This window comes from Natronococcus sp. A-GB7 (assembly GCF_029688865.1).
Classification (GTDB): domain Archaea; phylum Halobacteriota; class Halobacteria; order Halobacteriales; family Natrialbaceae; genus Natronococcus.
Map to the genome: position 1 here is coordinate 35,007 of NZ_JARUKV010000007.1, position 15,479 is coordinate 50,485.

A 15,479-nucleotide genomic window follows, 5' to 3' on the forward strand; every position below is an offset into this window, starting at 1 on the left:
AGGATACAGCTAACTGTCGCGGGCCCGTAGGAGTACGGCGTGGTCTACGTCACCCGTGCCCTCGTCGAGGTGTTGCTCGAGCTGGCCGAGGACGCCGATCCGGACCGGGTCAGAACCGGCGTCTCGGTGACCCCGGCCGGCGAGCTCGAGGGAGCCGAGGGGCTCCCGCCCGAGACGCCGGTCTTTACGGACTTCTTCCTCCCGGACCCCGGGAACGCGGTCAATGCGGTGTTCGGCGTCGACCTCTCGACGCCGGCCCGACAGGCCCAGGGCCAGTTCGTCTCCCACCCCGTGCGGGAGCTCGAGGTGACCAAACGCGACGACCTCGCCCAGGTGGTCTTCGTCGCCGTCCCGCCCTGGGAGATCGACGAGGCGTCGTTCGGCGCCTTCGATCGGTTCGGCGAGCGCCAGCCCCTCGAGATCCTCGACGCTCGAGCGCCCGAGCGGTCGCTCCGGGAGTGAGACGGGCTGCCGTACGAAACCGGCGGGTCGAGCCCACCCCGGCGAACTGCCGCGTTACTCGAGGTAGCCCAGTCCGCGGAGCTGTTCGGTGATCTCCTCGAACTCGGCCTCGGTTAGCTCGCCCTGTCGCTGGTGCTGGATGACGATGCTCCGGAGCAGGAACCGGACCAGGTCGCTCGTGCTCTGGAAGCTCGTCCCCTCGATCGTTTCGTCGACGCGGTCTGCCAGATCCTTCGGGATCGAAACCGTGGTGTACTCGACCATACGAAATACTCCGGCGCGGTCCCCAAAGACGTGTCGCCGCTCTGCGGTCCGTTTCCGGGAGGCGGGTCGGCGACGACTCACTCTTCGCGGCCAGCCACGGCTCGGTGCCGCGGGCTGTGGAAGTGGCCCGTCACTCGGCGCTGGAAAACTGCCGGATCGCCGATCGTCTCCGCAGCGGTTTTGATATGCGGCGTTCTACTGGCAGCGTATGGGAGTCAGGCCACCATCGAACGACGACGACGACGAGCCGGAGAGCGTCGATTTCGGAATCGCCGCCGTCGACGCGCGTCTCAGGCGCTCGGAGCTATCGTTTCCGGCGACCAGAGACGACGTCGGCGCCGAACTCGGCCACGAGCGGATCGCGTACGACGTCCACGGAAACGACGTCGCCCTCGGCGAGATGCTCGCGGAGACCGACCAGGAGCGGTTCGACTCGCGCCAGCAGCTGCTGAACGCGCTCCACGAACCGTTCGAGGAACACCGCCGGCAGAACTCGAACGGCGTCGTCCAGCAGTTTCGATCGATGCTGCCGTTTTAGCCGTCCCGTTCGCTACTCGTCGTCTCGGTCTCGTTCGCGCTCGGCCCGCGTAATCTGCTCGAGCCGGCGGCGCTGTTCGCGGTGCAGCGTCACCAGCATGTCCGAAAGCACGCCGAACATGAGCAGCTGCACCCCGAGCAGGATCGCGGCCGCCGAGACGACCGCCAGGATCTCGTGGCCCTGCTGGTACTGGATCCATTGCCAGAGGACGTACATCGCGACGACGCCGCCGGAGGCGATGCTCGCCGAACCGAGGCTCCCGAAATAAAACAGCGGGTTGTTGGTCTTCGCCAGCGAGTACAGCGCCAGTACGATCGTTCCACCGTCCCTGAGGGGGTGGAGGTTCGTCTCCGAGGCCTCCGGGCGGGCGCTGTAACTGACCGGGACGACCGTCGTGTCGACCCCGTGTTTGACACACTCGACGGCGAGTTCGGTCTCGATCGTGAACCCGTCCGAGTCGAGTGAGAGGCGTTCGAACGACTCGGTCGTAAACGCCCGGTAGCCCGAGAGGATGTCCTCGTACTCGGCGCCGTGGATCAGCCGGAACGAGCGGTTGATCAGTCTGTTTCCGAACCCGTTCAGCGCCTTCATCGCGTCGTCGTCCATATCCGCAAACCGGTTCCCGATAACGTGTTCGTACCCCCGCGAGAGCGGCTCGAGCATCCGTTCGGCGTCGGCCGGGTCGTACGTGCCGTCGCCGTCGACCATCAACACGTACGGGACGGTGACGTACTCGAGGGTCTCCCTGACGGCCTGGCCCTTCCCGTCGCCGGCCTGGGTGAACACCTGGGCGCCTCGCTCGCGCGCGATCTCCCGGGTGTCGTCGTCGGAGTCGCCGTCGACGACGACGACGTTCGAGTACCCCTGTTCGCGGAAGCCGTCGATCACCCCGCCGATCGTCGCCGCCTCGTTCAGCGTCGGGATGAGGATACAGACCTCGTCGGTCGAAATATCGCGCGTCCGCTCGCTCATCGACAGGAACGCCTCCCGCTCGAGCGTCGACGCGCGGACCCCGTCATGCTCCATTGCTCGTGAATTTCGTGTCGCAGATGAAAAATATATTGGTCATGAGTGGTACAAAATAGTCTGCGCTACGATTCCACTATGGAGACGAGATGCTGGCGCATCCGTCCGTCGATCGGGATGTTCGCACACCGCTCGTCGAGACCGATCGTCTGGAGCAGGAGACTCGAGTCGTCGAGCAGGGAGAGTTGGAGGTAGGTGCCCTCGCGGTAACCGTCGCTGGTTCTGGTCATGTTGATGATCTTCAGCGTCTCGTACTCCCGGAGCTGGTCGGTGATGCGTTTCTTGCCGAGGACGTTGGCGTCGATCGCCTCGGCGAACGCGCGGTAGACGCGGTACATCTCGGTGGCCTTGAACGCCGAGCGCTCGGAGAACTCGTCCATCGTCGCCAGCGCCGCGATCGCGATCTTCGCCTGCGTGGGACAGCCCCTGATGAGATCCTGGATCCGGGTCACCTCGGCGTCGTCGTTGGCGACCCGGACGTGGCTCTCCGTGACCTGGGCGGCGTCGTTGTCCCTGGCGACCTCGCCGGCGAGCCGGAAGAGGTCGATCGCCCGGCGGGCGTCGCCGTGTTCCTGGGCCGAAAAGGCCGAACACAGCGGGATGACGTCGTCGGTGAGCACGTCCTCGCGGTAGGCGTCGCGGCGGCGCTCGAGGATGTCGCCGAGCTGGTTGGCGTCGTACGCCGGGAAGACGATCTCGTCGGGCGAGAAGGAACTCTCGACGCGGGTGTCGAGTCGGTCGCCGTACTTCAGGTCGTTGCTGATCCCGATCACCGTAATACTCGCCTCGACGTCGTTCTCCTCGCCCGCCCGCGAGAGTTGCATGAGGAGCTTGCTGTCGTCGGCCTCCTCGGGCGGGACGTTCTCGACGTCGTCGGGCGGTGCGAGTCGGTCGATCTCGTCTAAGACGACGATGATCGCGTCGTACAGTTCGTCGATGACCGACCAGAGCCGATCGTAGTACGCCCCCGTCGCGATCCCGGAGTGGGGAATCGTGATCCCCGTCTTCTCGGGTTCGTTCAGGCTCTTCGCGAGGTGGATGACGGTCTGGACCTCAGAGCGACGCTGAGCGCAGTCGATCACCGCCCGACCGATCCGGACGTCGTTCTCGAGGCCGCGGCCGACGACCTCCCGACTGACGTAGCGGGTAACGAGGGTCTTCCCCGAACCCGATTTCCCGAGCAGGAGCGTCCCCTTGCCCGTTCCGCCGGTGATCGTCGGCTTGAGCCGTCGGGCGACGGTCTCGATCTGGTTGTTCCGGCCGACGATCTTGTTCTGGTCGGGGACGTGGTCGATCCGCAGCAGGTCCTCGTTCGCGAAGATCCGGTCTTCCTCGTCTAACACCGAGAGCGGATCGTCGCGAGACTTGGAGCGAGAGTGGGCGACCGCGCCGTGCTCGGCGGCGTACTCGCCGAGCGTCCCCGTCCCCTCCGCGTGCAAAGGCATACACCGTCTTTCAGATGAATTTTCCTTAGCTCTTTCCCTCCCGAGCGGGGGTCGCTCGCGACGAGTTCGCGTCGGAATCGACGCCGCCCGCGCACTGGTCGCGAGTCACACACCGGATTTCAGATGAATTCGCGGGGAGGATTGACTCGTCGCTTCCCTCCCACCCACACCGGATTTCAGATGAAATGCTGCGAAGCCGGGACTGTTCCCGGTTGATCGCCCCCACCCACACCGAATTTCAGATGAAATGTCGCGAGGAAGAGGGTGGTGGGGGAGAGGCCGTGACAGTCGGTCGACGGTTCGGCGTGGGCTGGATCTCCGGGAGACGACCGCGACCTGCAAGCGTCTCGAGTGCTTCTAGATCTCCGTTCGCGGGCGAGACAGCCGGTGAGTCCGCGATATCATCTGAAATCCGGTGTCGGATCGGAGAACGAACTCGAGACGTGGGCTCCCCGTGACACCAGTGACGTCGACACCTCGAGTCGCTCGATCCGAGTCCGCTTCCGGGCAGAGATTGGCGATATATAAACAACGGAGAAGGGTCGTCGTTCGATTGCGGAAACCCAATACAGAACGGTTGGTTCGGGATTGTCCCACTACACTACTACTACTAGATTACCACTAGAGTAAAATATATAATAGCAGTCAGAGGCCGTTCCAGTCGAGACTCCTGTAGAGATACGTAGGTCGTGTATAGCGCTCTCTGCTCTCCGTAGAGCTTCTCGAGCGAGCTCGAGCCGGAGCCATCGCCACCCCACCCCCTCCCCGCCTCCGACCGATTTCATCTGAAATCCGGTGTGGGGGTGTCCGTCCCCAAACCAACCCCGATCGCGTTCGAACCGCCGTCCGAACCCTGAAGATCCGTCCGGTCTACGAGGGAGAGTCGTCGCTCCCTCGAGGACCCGCTCGAGAACCAGTCGACAGCTACTCCAGGATCGGTGCCTCGGCTTCTCGCACGCGCCGTTCGGCTTCCTCCCGGTCTTCGGGGTAGCCGACGTCGATCCGCCAGCCGTCCATTCGGATCGCGTCGATCGTCCGTCCCGACTGGATGAGGAGATCGATCGCATCGGGCAGTTCGTACTCCCCGCGGTCGGAGGGCTGGACGAGGTGGCAGGCGTGGAAGATCGCGGGCGTGAACGTGTAGAAGCCGGTCATCACGAGGTTCGATGGCGGCTCGTCGGGTTTCTCGACGACCTCGACGATCTCGCCGTACTCGTTGGTGTCGAGCACGCCGTATCGGGAGGCCTCCTCGTAGGGAACCTCCTCGACGAGAAAGGCCGCGTCCGCGCGCTCCTCGTGCTGGCGTTTGATCACGTCTCCGAGGTTCCCCCGGAAGACGTTGTCGCCGAGCATGAGCACGAAGTCGTCGTCGACGTGGGGCTCGGCCTGGAGTATCGCGTGAGCGAGCCCGAGCTGTTCGCGCTGGTGGGCGTAGGTGATCGGGACGCCCTCGTAGGCGTCGCCGTAGCGCTCGATGAGCTGCTCTTTCTGGTAGCCGACGACGACGACGAGTTCGGTGACGCCGATCCCGAGCAGGTTGTCGAAGACGTCCTCGACGAGCGGCTTTCCGTCGACCTCGACGAGGGCCTTGGGTTTGTCTTCGGTGAGCGGCCGGAGGCGAGTTCCCTCACCGGCGGCCAGCACGACTGCTTGCATGTTCGAACAGTCTCCTCGAATTACCAAATAGTTTGTGTACGTGTGACGCGGCTCGGAAAGATAGTCGGCAGCGGCGAACCCCTGGGTACTCGAGCCGGGTCCGATCCGTGTACTACTCCGACACGCGCGAGAGATCATCCGTGACCGCGCGGAGATCGGGGTGGTCCGCGAACTCCCGGTACTCCGCCGGAAGCTCCTCGAGGGAGTCCGCCGCCGCGAAGCGCTCGCGGACCGTCGCCCACCGTTCGTGGCGGACGACGACGACGGGCACCGCCTCGAGACCGAGCAGCCTGGCGATCGATAGCCGGTGTTTGCCCGCGCTGAATCGGATGATCTCACCGTCCCGGCCGATCCCGACGCGCATCTCGTGGGGGAACTCGCCTCCCAGGATCGACTTCATCGCGGCGCCGCCGGTCTCCATCCCGTCGTCCGCGCGCTCGAGGAGTTCGTCCTGGGGAACGTGCCCCTCCCCGGCCATCGACTCGTAGAGGGCGTCGAGGTCGGCACACCGCCGCTCGAGCTCCTCGGGCGTCGACGACCGCCAGTCCTCGAGCCCGTTCTCGATCTTGCAGGCCGCGTACCGGTACTTGGCGGTCGCCTCCCAAGATTCGCCGTCTCGGAACCGGGCCTCGAGCGAGCGGTGAATCCGGGTCTCGATCCACTCGGTTCGAAACCGGTCCCAGCGGCCGCCGACGACCCCGACGATCGGTTCGGCGTGTACCGGCGAGCGTGTCGTATCGCCGTCCTTCGTCGGAAACTGGGCTTTCCCGAACCGCGACTGGTAGCGAAGATCGGCCGGATCGATCTCGACGACCGTCGGGAGATCCGACGACGTCGGTTCGCCGGCTGCGCTCCGGTGACGGATCGCCCACCAGTAGCCCAACGCGTTCTCGTGCAGGTATCCGCGGGTTCGGCCGAGAGCCCCAGTAACTCCCGAGAGCTGGTAGAACACGAGCAGCTTCCGCCACGACGAGGTCAGGGCCGCAAGAACGAGAAGCTGATACCCGGCGTCGGGTTCGTCGAGCGTGGCGGCGACCCCGGATCGGTCGAGTGCGTCGAACACGATCGAGCCCGTTACGAACCCCTCTGCAACGACGGCGTTCACGTTGGATCCAGTGATTTAACGTGGGGGCAGAGTTACTAATACGTGAGGGAATCGGTAGAGTGAATCTCGTCCACAGATCTCGACGAATACTCCGCGAAGACGGCGTTCTATCTCTGCTGTGGCGATCGGTACGGTTCGTCTGGACGACGACCGTCTGGCGGCGGGAACTCGTCCAGTGGCTCCCCGCGAGCGCGGTCGCCCTGGCGTTCGCCGTCCGGAGTCGGCTCCTTCCCCACGTGAGCGACGCGAACCCGACTCGGCCGATCCGGGTCGATCCCGACGAGATCGAGTACTACCACGGCAGCGACGATCCCTGGCGGCTCGGCCACGTCATCGACAGCGACTGGGACGACCCCGAGGGACGGTTCGAGGAGACGGCCGTCTACCGGTCGCTCGAGGCCCGGTTCCTCGAGGGCGACGACTGGGCGGAGACCGAACTCTACGCCGAGTACCGCGACCGACTCGAGGACGGCGATCCGTACTGGCGGTGTACGACGGAGGCGGAGCTCGAGGCCTACTTCGAACGGATCGACGACCTCTACGAGTCGATGGCCGAGGAGGGGTACCGCTCCCAGCGGGCGCTGCTGGCCGACGACGACGCCGACCCCCGCGAGGAGAACACCGACGCGGTCCATCCGGTGGTCCAGGAGATCGGCGTCAACGTCTATCGGGACGGCGAACTGGTCAAGAAGGGCGCCGGCTTCCATCGGCTGGCGATCGCGAAGCTGCTCGATCTCGAGGAGATTCCGGTGACCGTGCGGGTCAGACACGCCGACTGGCAGGCGGTCAGAAACGAAATTCGCGCGGCCTCGAGTCGCGCCGAACTGAGCGAGCGAGCCGAGTCCCACCTCGACCACCCAGATCTCCGGGACGTCGTCCCCGAGCGCTGGCGACAGTCGCAGCCCGAACTGACGGCGGACGCGGAACACGAGGCGTCGGGGGCCGACGGCTCCGAGGACGACGACGACGTTCCAGTCCCACAGCGGTAGCCGACGCGGGCCGAGCCAGCACGGTTAACTACCGCTGTCCGGAACCCCTCGGACGTGTCCTATCTCCTCGAGCGAGTGAAAGAAACCTGGCGACGAGACGGCGCTCGCGCGGTCGCCGACGAGACGGTCGCCCACCTCCGGTGGCGTCTCGAGGGCTCCGCGGCGTACGGCGCGGTCCGGACCCGCGAGCTCGAGCTTCGGGACCGTCACGTCGACGCCGATCCGCTGGAGCTGACGTGGGTCGACCCCGCCGAGATCGAGTACGTCGTCGGCGAGCTGGTTCCCGACGAGAGCGCCGACTCCCACTTCGAACGCCCGAACGTCCCGAGCCAGGGGCGAGACGGAATCGGCGCCGTCCGTGGGGGCGAGTGGGACCGACCGACGGTTCCGTTCACCGAACTCTCGGAGTACCGCCTCTTCGAGGAGCGCTTTCTCGAGGGCGTCCCCTGGACGGAGACCGAGTTCGTCGACCGTCACCGTCGCTCGCCCGACTCCGACTGGAGCGAGCGGAAGCTGTTGCACAAGCTCGAGCGCTTCGACGACCTCTACGAGACGATCGCGACGGAGGGGTATACGACTCAGCGCGAACTCGGCGGCCACCCGCTGAACGAGATCATCGTCTACGCTGGACGGGACGGCGAACTCCGGTGGCACGAGAACGGCCGCCACCGGCTGGCGATCGCGAAGCTGCTCGACCTCGAGGCGGTGCCCGTACTGATCACGGTCCGTCACCGCAAACTGCTCTTTCCGGGCGAGCGCTCGCCGCCGTAGCCGGACGAGCGGTCGTCCCGTTAGCCGAGCCGATTCGCACACAGCGCGAGCCGGCTCTTCGCCTCGAGGAGGATCAGCAACGCCCCACAGCCGACGCTGGCCGCCCAGTAGTAGAGGGTATAGCGCGCGTTTCCGGGATCGATCGCCAGTGCGTGCCTGAGGTAGGCGGCTGCCGGCTCCCGTCGCCCGTTCTCGGCGTAGATGATCGCGACGTTGGCCGCAAACTCGGCGCGTCGACGCCGGCCGACGTGTTCTCCGTGTCGCTCGAGCACCCGCCGGTAGCCCTCGAGCTTCCGGTCGGGATCGGTTCCGATCCGCTCGCCGTCGGTGTGGCGGTCCAGGAGTACCTCGGGGACGCCCTTGATCTCGGCGCCCTCGTCGGCCGCCAGCAGACGGAGGTAGAACTCGTAGTCCTGGACGGCCGGCAGCTCCTCGTCGAGGGGACCGACGTCGTCGAACGCCGACGCGCGAAAGGTCGTCGCCGAGAAGCTCCCGACGGGGTTGCCCCGCCCGAGGTCCTCGAGGGTCACCCGCTTCTGCGCCCGAATCACGTCGTAGACCGCGCCGTCACGGCGCTTCCGGTAGGAGGTGTAGACGCCGCGAACCTGCTCGGGACCCTCCCGAAAGCTCTCGAGGACGCGCTCGAGGTGGGTCGGCGCCAGCTCGTCGTCGGAGTCCAGAAAGGAGACGAACTCGCCGGTCGCCCGTTCGATCCCGCGGTTCCGGGCGGCGTTCGCCCCGCCGTTCGTCCCGGTCTCGAGGACCACCAGCCGATCGTCGTCGTACGAGCCGAGGACCGCGTCGGTCCCGTCGGTCGAGCCGTCGTCGACGACGATCACCTCGAGGTCGTCGCAGGTCTGTGCAAGCGCGCTGTCGATCGCCCGACCGACGACCGACGCGCGGTTGTACGTCGGGATGACGATGCTGACCGCAGGCATTCAGTTGCCCTTCCTCTCGCCCCAGAAATCAAAGCCCTTTTGATCGGATCCGTATACTGCTAAACGAACTCGATGACGACCGTCTCGATCATCACGCCCGTCTACAACGACTTCCCGGGACTCCGCGAGACGGTCGACTCGCTCGCGGACCTCTCGACCGAGATCGACTGGGAGTTCGTCGCCGTCGACAACGGCTCGACCGACGGCACGTACGACCGCGCCGAGCGCTACGTCGCGGATCGACTCGAGGGCACCGTCCTGTGCGAGGACGGGATCCAGTCCTCCTACGCCGCCCGCAACGCCGGCGTGCGACACAGCGACGGCGACGTCCTCGCGTTCGTCGACGCCGATATGACCGTTCCCGAGGGGTGGCTCGAGGACGCCCTCGACGCCTTCCGTGTCGCGGAGGCCGACTACATGGGCTGTGCCGTCGAACTCGAGGTTCCCGGTGACCCCTCGCTCGCGGCCCGCTACGACCACCACTCCGGCTTCCCGGTCGGCCACTACCTCGAGGGCCAGCGCTTCGCGCCGACGTGCTGTCTGTTCGTCCGTCGCGAGGTCTTCGCCGACGTCGGCCTCTTCGATCACCGACTGACCTCCGGGGGCGACAAGGAGTTCGGCAATCGGGTCGACCGGGCGGGGTACGACCTGCACTTCGCCGCCGACGTCACCATGCACCATCCCGTCCGGGGCTCGCTCGGCGCGCTCGTCCGGAAAGACCTCCGCGTCGGCCGGGGGCTCTGTCAGCTCCAGCGCCACCATCCGAATCGGTACGGGACGCCCGGGATCCCGCCCCGTCCTTCCGGCGTCAAACAGCCGGACCCGGATCTCGAGCGGCGAGATCGCCTCCTTTTCGGCGCGCTCGAGACCGCGCTGACGGGCGTTCGCGGTGTCGGCTACTACCGCGAGTACCTCGCCGGGAAGCGAGGGGGGAAGCCGACCGGATCGATTCCCTCGCTCGCGGAGTAGCGGACCTACCCCGGCAGCCGGCCCGTACGCTCGACGAGCACGAGGACGACGACCGTCGCACCGAGTACGACCGCGGCGCTCGCGAACACGGTGTCGTAGGCGTACCCGCTTTCGACGAGCGAGCCGACGGCCGACGAGCCCAGCGCCTGCATCAGCATCCACGTGGAGCTGAACACCGCGTAGGCGCTTCCCCGCGTCGAGTCCGGTAGCGTATCGAGGAGGTAGGTGTCGATCGCGGGAAAGAGGGCGTGAATGATGAAGCCGACCACCGTCGAGAGGACGATCAGTCCGATCAGCCCCTCTACTTGCGTCAGCACGAGGACGCTCGCGGAGAACGCGCCGACGATCCCCAGCAGGTACGGGACGTGGGGAAACCTGTCGGCCAGGTCGCCGCCGAAGAAGAAGGCGGGGACGCCGGCGGCGAAGATGATCGTCAGCATCATCCCTGCCGCCCAGTCCGAGAGCCCCTTCGACTGCATGTACAGCTCGTAGAAGTTGAACAGCCCCTGCCAGACGAACGAGGCCGCACCGACGATCGCCAGCGCGGTGACGATCAGCTTCCACTCCGAGAGCGCGCCGGCGACGAAGTCGCGGTCGGCGTCCCCTGCGGTCGGCAGCTCGGCGTTTCTCGCCGCGAACCACGTGTAGACCGTGATCGCCGCCGCGCCAACCGCGATCGCCCACAGCGAGAGCCGCCAGTCGACCAGCAGCGTGAGCGCGACGAACGGCGCGGCGATCACCGCTGCGACCTGGCTGGCAGCGCCGTGGATGCCGAGGATCCGACCGATGCGTGTCGGATACAGCTCGCTCAACAGCGGGTTCGCCGAGACGAAGTAGATCCCGGAGGCGATCCCCATGAGGAAGGCTCCGATCATGAGGTGTTCGACCGTCGTCGCGGTCGCAGTAAGCGCCGAGGAGCCCGCGAGGACGAGCCCCGACACGAGGACGACGTGGTGGCGGGGTACCTTCGTGAGGATCCACCCGGTCGGGAGCCGGGGCGAGGCGCTGCCGACCCAGGCGAGGGTCACGATGAGGCCGGCGGTCGCCTCGCCGATTCCGAACTCGGCGATAAAGACGTCCAGAAGCGGCGCGAAGACGATCCTGGCGAGATTTACCAGAAAGACGAGTCCGCAGAGAGAGGCGAACAGTCTGGCGCGTGTCACGGTCGATGTTTCTAACGGGTCATCTCAAGCGTTCCGAAGTCGGCGCGAGATCGGTTCGGGGTGGTGGACACTCGAGAGACCCACCGAAACCGCTCGAGCGGAACCCGGAGGGGGCGACCCGAGACGTTTTGCTCGACGAACCCCTATCCAGGTCGATGCCGACGACGTGTGCGCTCTGTCGACGAGTCGTCCCCGACGAGCGGATCGACGACCCCCAGGTCGTCCAGGAACACCACCTCCGCCCCGAGGAGCGAGCCACGAGCCCGACGGTGATGCTCTGTCGCCCCTGTCACAAACAGATCCACGCTCTGTTCACGAACGAGGAGCTCCGCGAGGCGTACGACACGATCGAGGCCCTGCGGTCGGCCGACCGCCTGCAGGGGTACGTCGACTGGATCAGGGGGACGAACAAGCTCGAGATCCAGGTCAGAACGAGCGATCGGGTGCGTGACGGCAGATAACGGCGTTCATCGGTACGATCTGTGTTTGGGTTGCCCGCAAAACGGCCGTTCGCCCGGGGTTCGCTGTCGGTGAAACGAACGATCAGTCGTCGCCCGGACGCGGCATCGCCTCTATCTCTCGAATCTCGGTCGTTTCCCGTACGCGATCGTACTGTCGCTGCCACGCCTCTCTCGGAAACAGGTTGTTTCGGTCGAACAGGTCACGGGCGTCGTCGGTGAGCGTACAAACTTGTACGGGTAGCCGCGGACGCGTTCGCCGGGCTCGACGACCAACTCCTCGAGCACGCCAGCAGCCAGTGAACCGCCTCGGGGCTTGAGCCGAGGCGGTTCACGTTCCAGCTACGACCCCGACCGGAACAGCGTCTCGATCCCGTCGGGGTCGAAGTCCTCCGGCGAGACCTCGCCGTCGGCCTCGAGCGCCCGCGTGAGGTAGGAGGCGCTGTTGAGCAGTCCGAGGTGGCTGAACGCCTGTGGGAAGTTCCCCAGCAGCTGGCCGCTGTCGGGGTCGAGCTTCTCGGAGTAAAGCCCGAGCGGGCTGGCGTGCTCGATCAGCGACTCGAAGTACTCCTCGGCGAGCTCGAGGCGGTTCGAGAGGACCAGGGCGTCGATCAGCCAGAACGAACAGAGCACGAACCCCTCCTCCTCGTCCTCGCGGACGTCGCTGCCGACGAAGCGAACGACGAGCCCGTCGTCGGTCGTCAGCTCCTCGAGGACGGTGTCGATCGTGTTCTGGATCCGTTCGTCCTCGGGCGGCAGGAACTCGTAGATCGGGAGCAGCAGGGCGGTGGCGTCGATCGCCTCGTCGCTGTCGAAGTGCTGAACGAAGCTGCCGGCCTCCTCGCTGTACCCGCGTTGCTCGATCGCCTCACGCAGCGCCTCGCGCTCCTCGCGCCAGCGCTGGAGGGGTGCCTCGAACCCGTTTTGCTCGGCGATCGAGATCCCGCGGTCGAGCGCGACCCAGCACAGCAGCTTCGAGTGCAGGAAGTGGCGGTGTTCCTCGCGAAACTCCCAGATACCGGGGTCGCGCTCGGACCAGTGAGCGCAGACGTAGTCGACGAGGTCGCAGATCGCGTCCCACTGCTCGTCGGTCAACGAGATCTCGTCGTCGTACTGAATCGTCTCGTAGACCGCCTGGACGATCGTCCCGTAGGCGTCGAGCTGGCGCTGGGGAGCCGCGCCGTTGCCGATTCTGACGGGGCGGGTATCCCGATACCCCGAGAGGTGTTCGAGGATCTCCTCCTCGACGTCGGTCTCGCCGTGGAGCCCGTACAGCGGCTGGATCTCCGCGGGATCGTTCTGCATGACGTCGACGAACCAGTCGAAGTAGTCGCGGGCCTCCTGGCGGTGGCCGGTGTCGTGGAGAGCCTGGACGGTGAACTTCGCGTCCCGGATCCAGTTGTACCGGTAGTCCCAGGTGCGATCCGACCCGATCTTCTCGGGGATCGAGGTCGTCGCCGCGGCGGGGATCGCCCCCGTCTCGTGGTGGATCAGGAGCTTGAGGACGAGCTCCGATCGGATCACCATCTCGTACCACCGCTCGGGCATCGAGTCGGGCGTCTCCTCGCGAGCGCTGAGCCACGACCGCCAGTAGCGCTTCGTTTCGTCGAGGACCGTCTCCGGATCGAGTGAGGCGAGCGGTTCGGCCCCGCCGTACTGGACGCCGAGCCAGCACGTCTCGCCCTCTTCGAGCGAAACCGTCCCGGTCGTGGCCGGCTCCGACTCGGCCAGTTCGAGTTCGGGCTCGAGCCGATCGTCCGCGACCAGATGAAGCTGCTCGTCGTCGCTTCGCGCCGCCACGCCGTCGTCGGTCCGCTCGAGGATCGGGTCGACCCGGGCGTAGTCGAACCGGGGCTCGAACTCGACGGCGAACTCGACCTCGCCGCGGTCGCACTCGAGTCGGCGGTAGATGGCCTGCTGGAACTCCTCGTCTTCCGTGTCGTCGTCCTCGATCGGCATGAAGTCGGTGACGGTCGCCTGGCCGTCGTCGGTTTCGAACACCGTCTCGAGGACGTTCGTCCGGTCGACGTACCGGTGATGGGATTCGTAGTTCGCCTCCGGGTGGGCAGCGAAGTGACCGCCCCGGTCGAGATCGAGGATTCGAGCGAAGACGCTCGCGTCCTCGAGGTGCGGGAAGCAACACCAGTCGATCGAGCCGCAGCGACTGACGAGCGCACAACGGTCGTCGTTGCCGATGACGCCGTAGTCGCGAAGTGGGAGATGGTCCATGATGAGTCAGCGGACCTCGTGGTCCGTTCTGCAAGCGGATACGGAAGGGGATACGAGCGATAGCCAGCAAAAGGGTGCGCCAGCAAGCGCCGGGTGTTCGCTGTCGCGGGGGGTGTAAACGAGGGTGAGCGTTTTATGACCCTACTCGAGGTGGCACACCCCGTGAGTTCAGCAATCACGCGCAGGCGGCTGCTCGGCGCCGCCGTCGGCGCCGTCGCCGTCGGTACCGGGAGTGGTGCGGCCGACGGCCGCGGCCGTCGGCGCTCCGGACGCCTCGAGCGCACGACGCGGGCGCAGGTCGACGAACGGTACACCGAGATCTACGACGCGACGATCGACGCCGTCGTGCTCGTCAACGTCTTCGGCGACGAGATCCCCGCGGGGCTGGGCTCGGGGTTCGTCGTCGACGGCGACTACGTCGTGACGAACGATCACGTCGCGGGCGACGCGAGCGAGGTCGAACTCCAGTTTCGCGACGAGCAGTGGCGCTCGGCGTCGGTCCTCGGCTCGGACGTTCACAGCGATCTAGCCGTCCTCGAGGTCGACGACATCCCCGAGGCTGCCTCGACGCTGTCGTTCGCGGAGGCGGAGCCCACTGTCGGCCAGGAGGTACTCGCCCTGGGCAACCCGCTGGGGCTCGACGCCTCGATCTCCCAGGGGCTGGTCAGCGGGATCGACCGCTCGCTACCGAGTCCGACCGGGTTTTCGATCCCTGCAGCGATCCAGACCGACGCCCCGGTCAACCCCGGAAACAGCGGCGGTCCGCTCGTCGACCTCGAGGGCGACGCCCTCGGCGTCGTCTTCGCCGGCGCGGGCCAGACGATCGGCTTCGCGATCTCGGCGGCGCTCGCGAATCGGGTCGTCCCCGCCCTCGCCGAGGACGGGGAGTACGAACACGCCTACCTGGGCGTCAGCGTCGTTCCCGTCGGCCCGCTGCTGGCCGAGGCGAACGATCTCGAGGAGTCCCGTGGCGTCCTCGTCGCCGACGTCTCCTCGGACGCACCCGCGGAGGGCGTCCTCGAGCCGGCCGACGGGGTCGAATCCGTCGACGGCGATCCGGTCCCGGTCGGCGGCGACGTGATCATCGCGATCGACGGCGAGGAGATACCCAACCAGGAGCGGCTGTCCTCCGTGCTCGCGCTCGAGACCTCGCCCGGTGACGCCGTCGAGATCGAGGTCGTCCGGGCGGGCGAACGGGAAACGGTCGAGTTGACCCTCGAGCCACGACCCGACGTCGACCTTCCGTGATCGTCGCGGGACGAGCCCGGACAGGCGCACGCAGGGGCGACCGAGGCGGTCACGAAGGAGGACGTCGCGGAGGTCGTCGTCTGTGGCTCGGATCCCGAAGAACACATCGAGGGGATCCAGGAGTACGTCGATGCCGGGTTCGACCACGTCGCGGTCCACAACGTCGGCTCGAACCAGGCCGAGTCCGTCGAGTTCTACGAGGAGGAGGTGCTGCCGGC

Annotated in this window: 15 protein-coding genes; 7 read left to right on the forward strand and 8 right to left on the reverse strand. The window is 66.5% G+C overall.

The window, feature by feature from the left end; translation table 11 throughout:
- Window positions 1-39: 39 nt before the first annotated feature.
- Entirely contained in the window at window positions 40-462 is a 423-nt protein-coding gene (locus tag QA609_RS07905) for a hypothetical protein (protein ID WP_278302053.1), read from the forward strand.
- A 54-nt stretch (window positions 463-516) separates the two neighbouring features.
- On the opposite strand, the gene QA609_RS07910 is transcribed toward QA609_RS07905, so the two are convergent.
- Window positions 517-726, reverse strand: a complete 210-nt coding sequence (locus QA609_RS07910; RefSeq protein ID WP_005559900.1) for a ribbon-helix-helix domain-containing protein — start codon at window positions 724-726, stop codon at window positions 517-519.
- Between the two features lie 208 nt (window positions 727-934).
- Between QA609_RS07910 and QA609_RS07915 the strand changes: the two genes are divergently transcribed.
- Window positions 935-1,264, forward strand: a complete 330-nt coding sequence (locus QA609_RS07915; RefSeq protein ID WP_278302054.1) for a hypothetical protein — start codon at window positions 935-937, stop codon at window positions 1,262-1,264.
- Between the two features lie 12 nt (window positions 1,265-1,276).
- On the opposite strand, the gene aglJ is transcribed toward QA609_RS07915, so the two are convergent.
- The 4 genes from aglJ to QA609_RS07935 all read right to left on the reverse strand — a co-directional run bounded on the left by aglJ (window position 1,277) and on the right by QA609_RS07935 (window position 6,496).
- Entirely contained in the window at window positions 1,277-2,290 is a 1,014-nt protein-coding gene (gene aglJ / locus QA609_RS07920; RefSeq protein WP_278302055.1) for an S-layer glycoprotein N-glycosyltransferase AglJ, read from the reverse strand.
- Window positions 2,291-2,355: 65 nt separating this feature from the next.
- Complete coding sequence (locus QA609_RS07925; RefSeq protein WP_278302056.1) at window positions 2,356-3,735, reverse strand: AAA family ATPase; 1,380 nt, start codon at window positions 3,733-3,735, stop codon at window positions 2,356-2,358.
- 924 nt (window positions 3,736-4,659) lie between these two features.
- Window positions 4,660-5,391, reverse strand: a complete 732-nt coding sequence (gene aglF / locus QA609_RS07930) for a UTP--glucose-1-phosphate uridylyltransferase AglF (protein ID WP_278302057.1) — start codon at window positions 5,389-5,391, stop codon at window positions 4,660-4,662.
- A 112-nt stretch (window positions 5,392-5,503) separates the two neighbouring features.
- Entirely contained in the window at window positions 5,504-6,496 is a 993-nt protein-coding gene (locus QA609_RS07935; RefSeq protein ID WP_278302058.1) for a hypothetical protein, read from the reverse strand.
- 59 nt (window positions 6,497-6,555) lie between these two features.
- Between QA609_RS07935 and QA609_RS07940 the strand changes: the two genes are divergently transcribed.
- Both QA609_RS07940 and QA609_RS07945 read left to right on the forward strand, forming a co-directional pair.
- Window positions 6,556-7,485, forward strand: a complete 930-nt coding sequence (locus tag QA609_RS07940) for a hypothetical protein (protein WP_278302059.1) — start codon at window positions 6,556-6,558, stop codon at window positions 7,483-7,485.
- Window positions 7,486-7,539: 54 nt separating this feature from the next.
- Window positions 7,540-8,256, forward strand: a complete 717-nt coding sequence (locus tag QA609_RS07945; protein WP_278302060.1) for a hypothetical protein — start codon at window positions 7,540-7,542, stop codon at window positions 8,254-8,256.
- A gap of 20 nt (window positions 8,257-8,276) precedes the next feature.
- Here QA609_RS07945 and QA609_RS07950 read toward each other — a convergent pair whose 3' ends face one another.
- Window positions 8,277-9,194 carry a glycosyltransferase gene (locus QA609_RS07950; protein ID WP_278302061.1) on the reverse strand — a complete coding sequence of 306 codons (918 nt, stop codon included), beginning with the start codon at window positions 9,192-9,194 and terminating at the stop codon, window positions 8,277-8,279.
- Between the two features lie 72 nt (window positions 9,195-9,266).
- Here QA609_RS07950 and QA609_RS07955 point away from each other — a divergent pair, with 72 nt between their 5' ends.
- The gene (locus QA609_RS07955) at window positions 9,267-10,163 is read left to right on the forward strand and encodes a glycosyltransferase (RefSeq protein ID WP_278302062.1); all 897 of its coding nucleotides are present in this window, start codon (window positions 9,267-9,269) and stop codon (window positions 10,161-10,163) included.
- Between the two features lie 5 nt (window positions 10,164-10,168).
- On the opposite strand, the gene QA609_RS07960 is transcribed toward QA609_RS07955, so the two are convergent.
- The gene (locus QA609_RS07960) at window positions 10,169-11,326 is read right to left on the reverse strand and encodes an MFS transporter (protein WP_278302063.1); all 1,158 of its coding nucleotides are present in this window, start codon (window positions 11,324-11,326) and stop codon (window positions 10,169-10,171) included.
- 155 nt (window positions 11,327-11,481) lie between these two features.
- Between QA609_RS07960 and QA609_RS07965 the strand changes: the two genes are divergently transcribed.
- Complete coding sequence (locus QA609_RS07965) at window positions 11,482-11,787, forward strand: hypothetical protein (protein WP_278302064.1); 306 nt, start codon at window positions 11,482-11,484, stop codon at window positions 11,785-11,787.
- A 339-nt stretch (window positions 11,788-12,126) separates the two neighbouring features.
- On the opposite strand, the gene QA609_RS07970 is transcribed toward QA609_RS07965, so the two are convergent.
- Entirely contained in the window at window positions 12,127-14,013 is a 1,887-nt protein-coding gene (locus QA609_RS07970; RefSeq protein ID WP_278302065.1) for a glycoside hydrolase family 15 protein, read from the reverse strand.
- 135 nt (window positions 14,014-14,148) lie between these two features.
- On the opposite strand from QA609_RS07970, the gene QA609_RS07975 reads away from it, so the two are divergent.
- Window positions 14,149-15,261 (forward strand): trypsin-like peptidase domain-containing protein, encoded by a 1,113-nt coding sequence (locus tag QA609_RS07975; protein ID WP_278302066.1) that lies wholly within the window; start codon window positions 14,149-14,151, stop codon window positions 15,259-15,261.
- The last annotated feature ends 218 nt before the right edge of the window (window positions 15,262-15,479 follow it).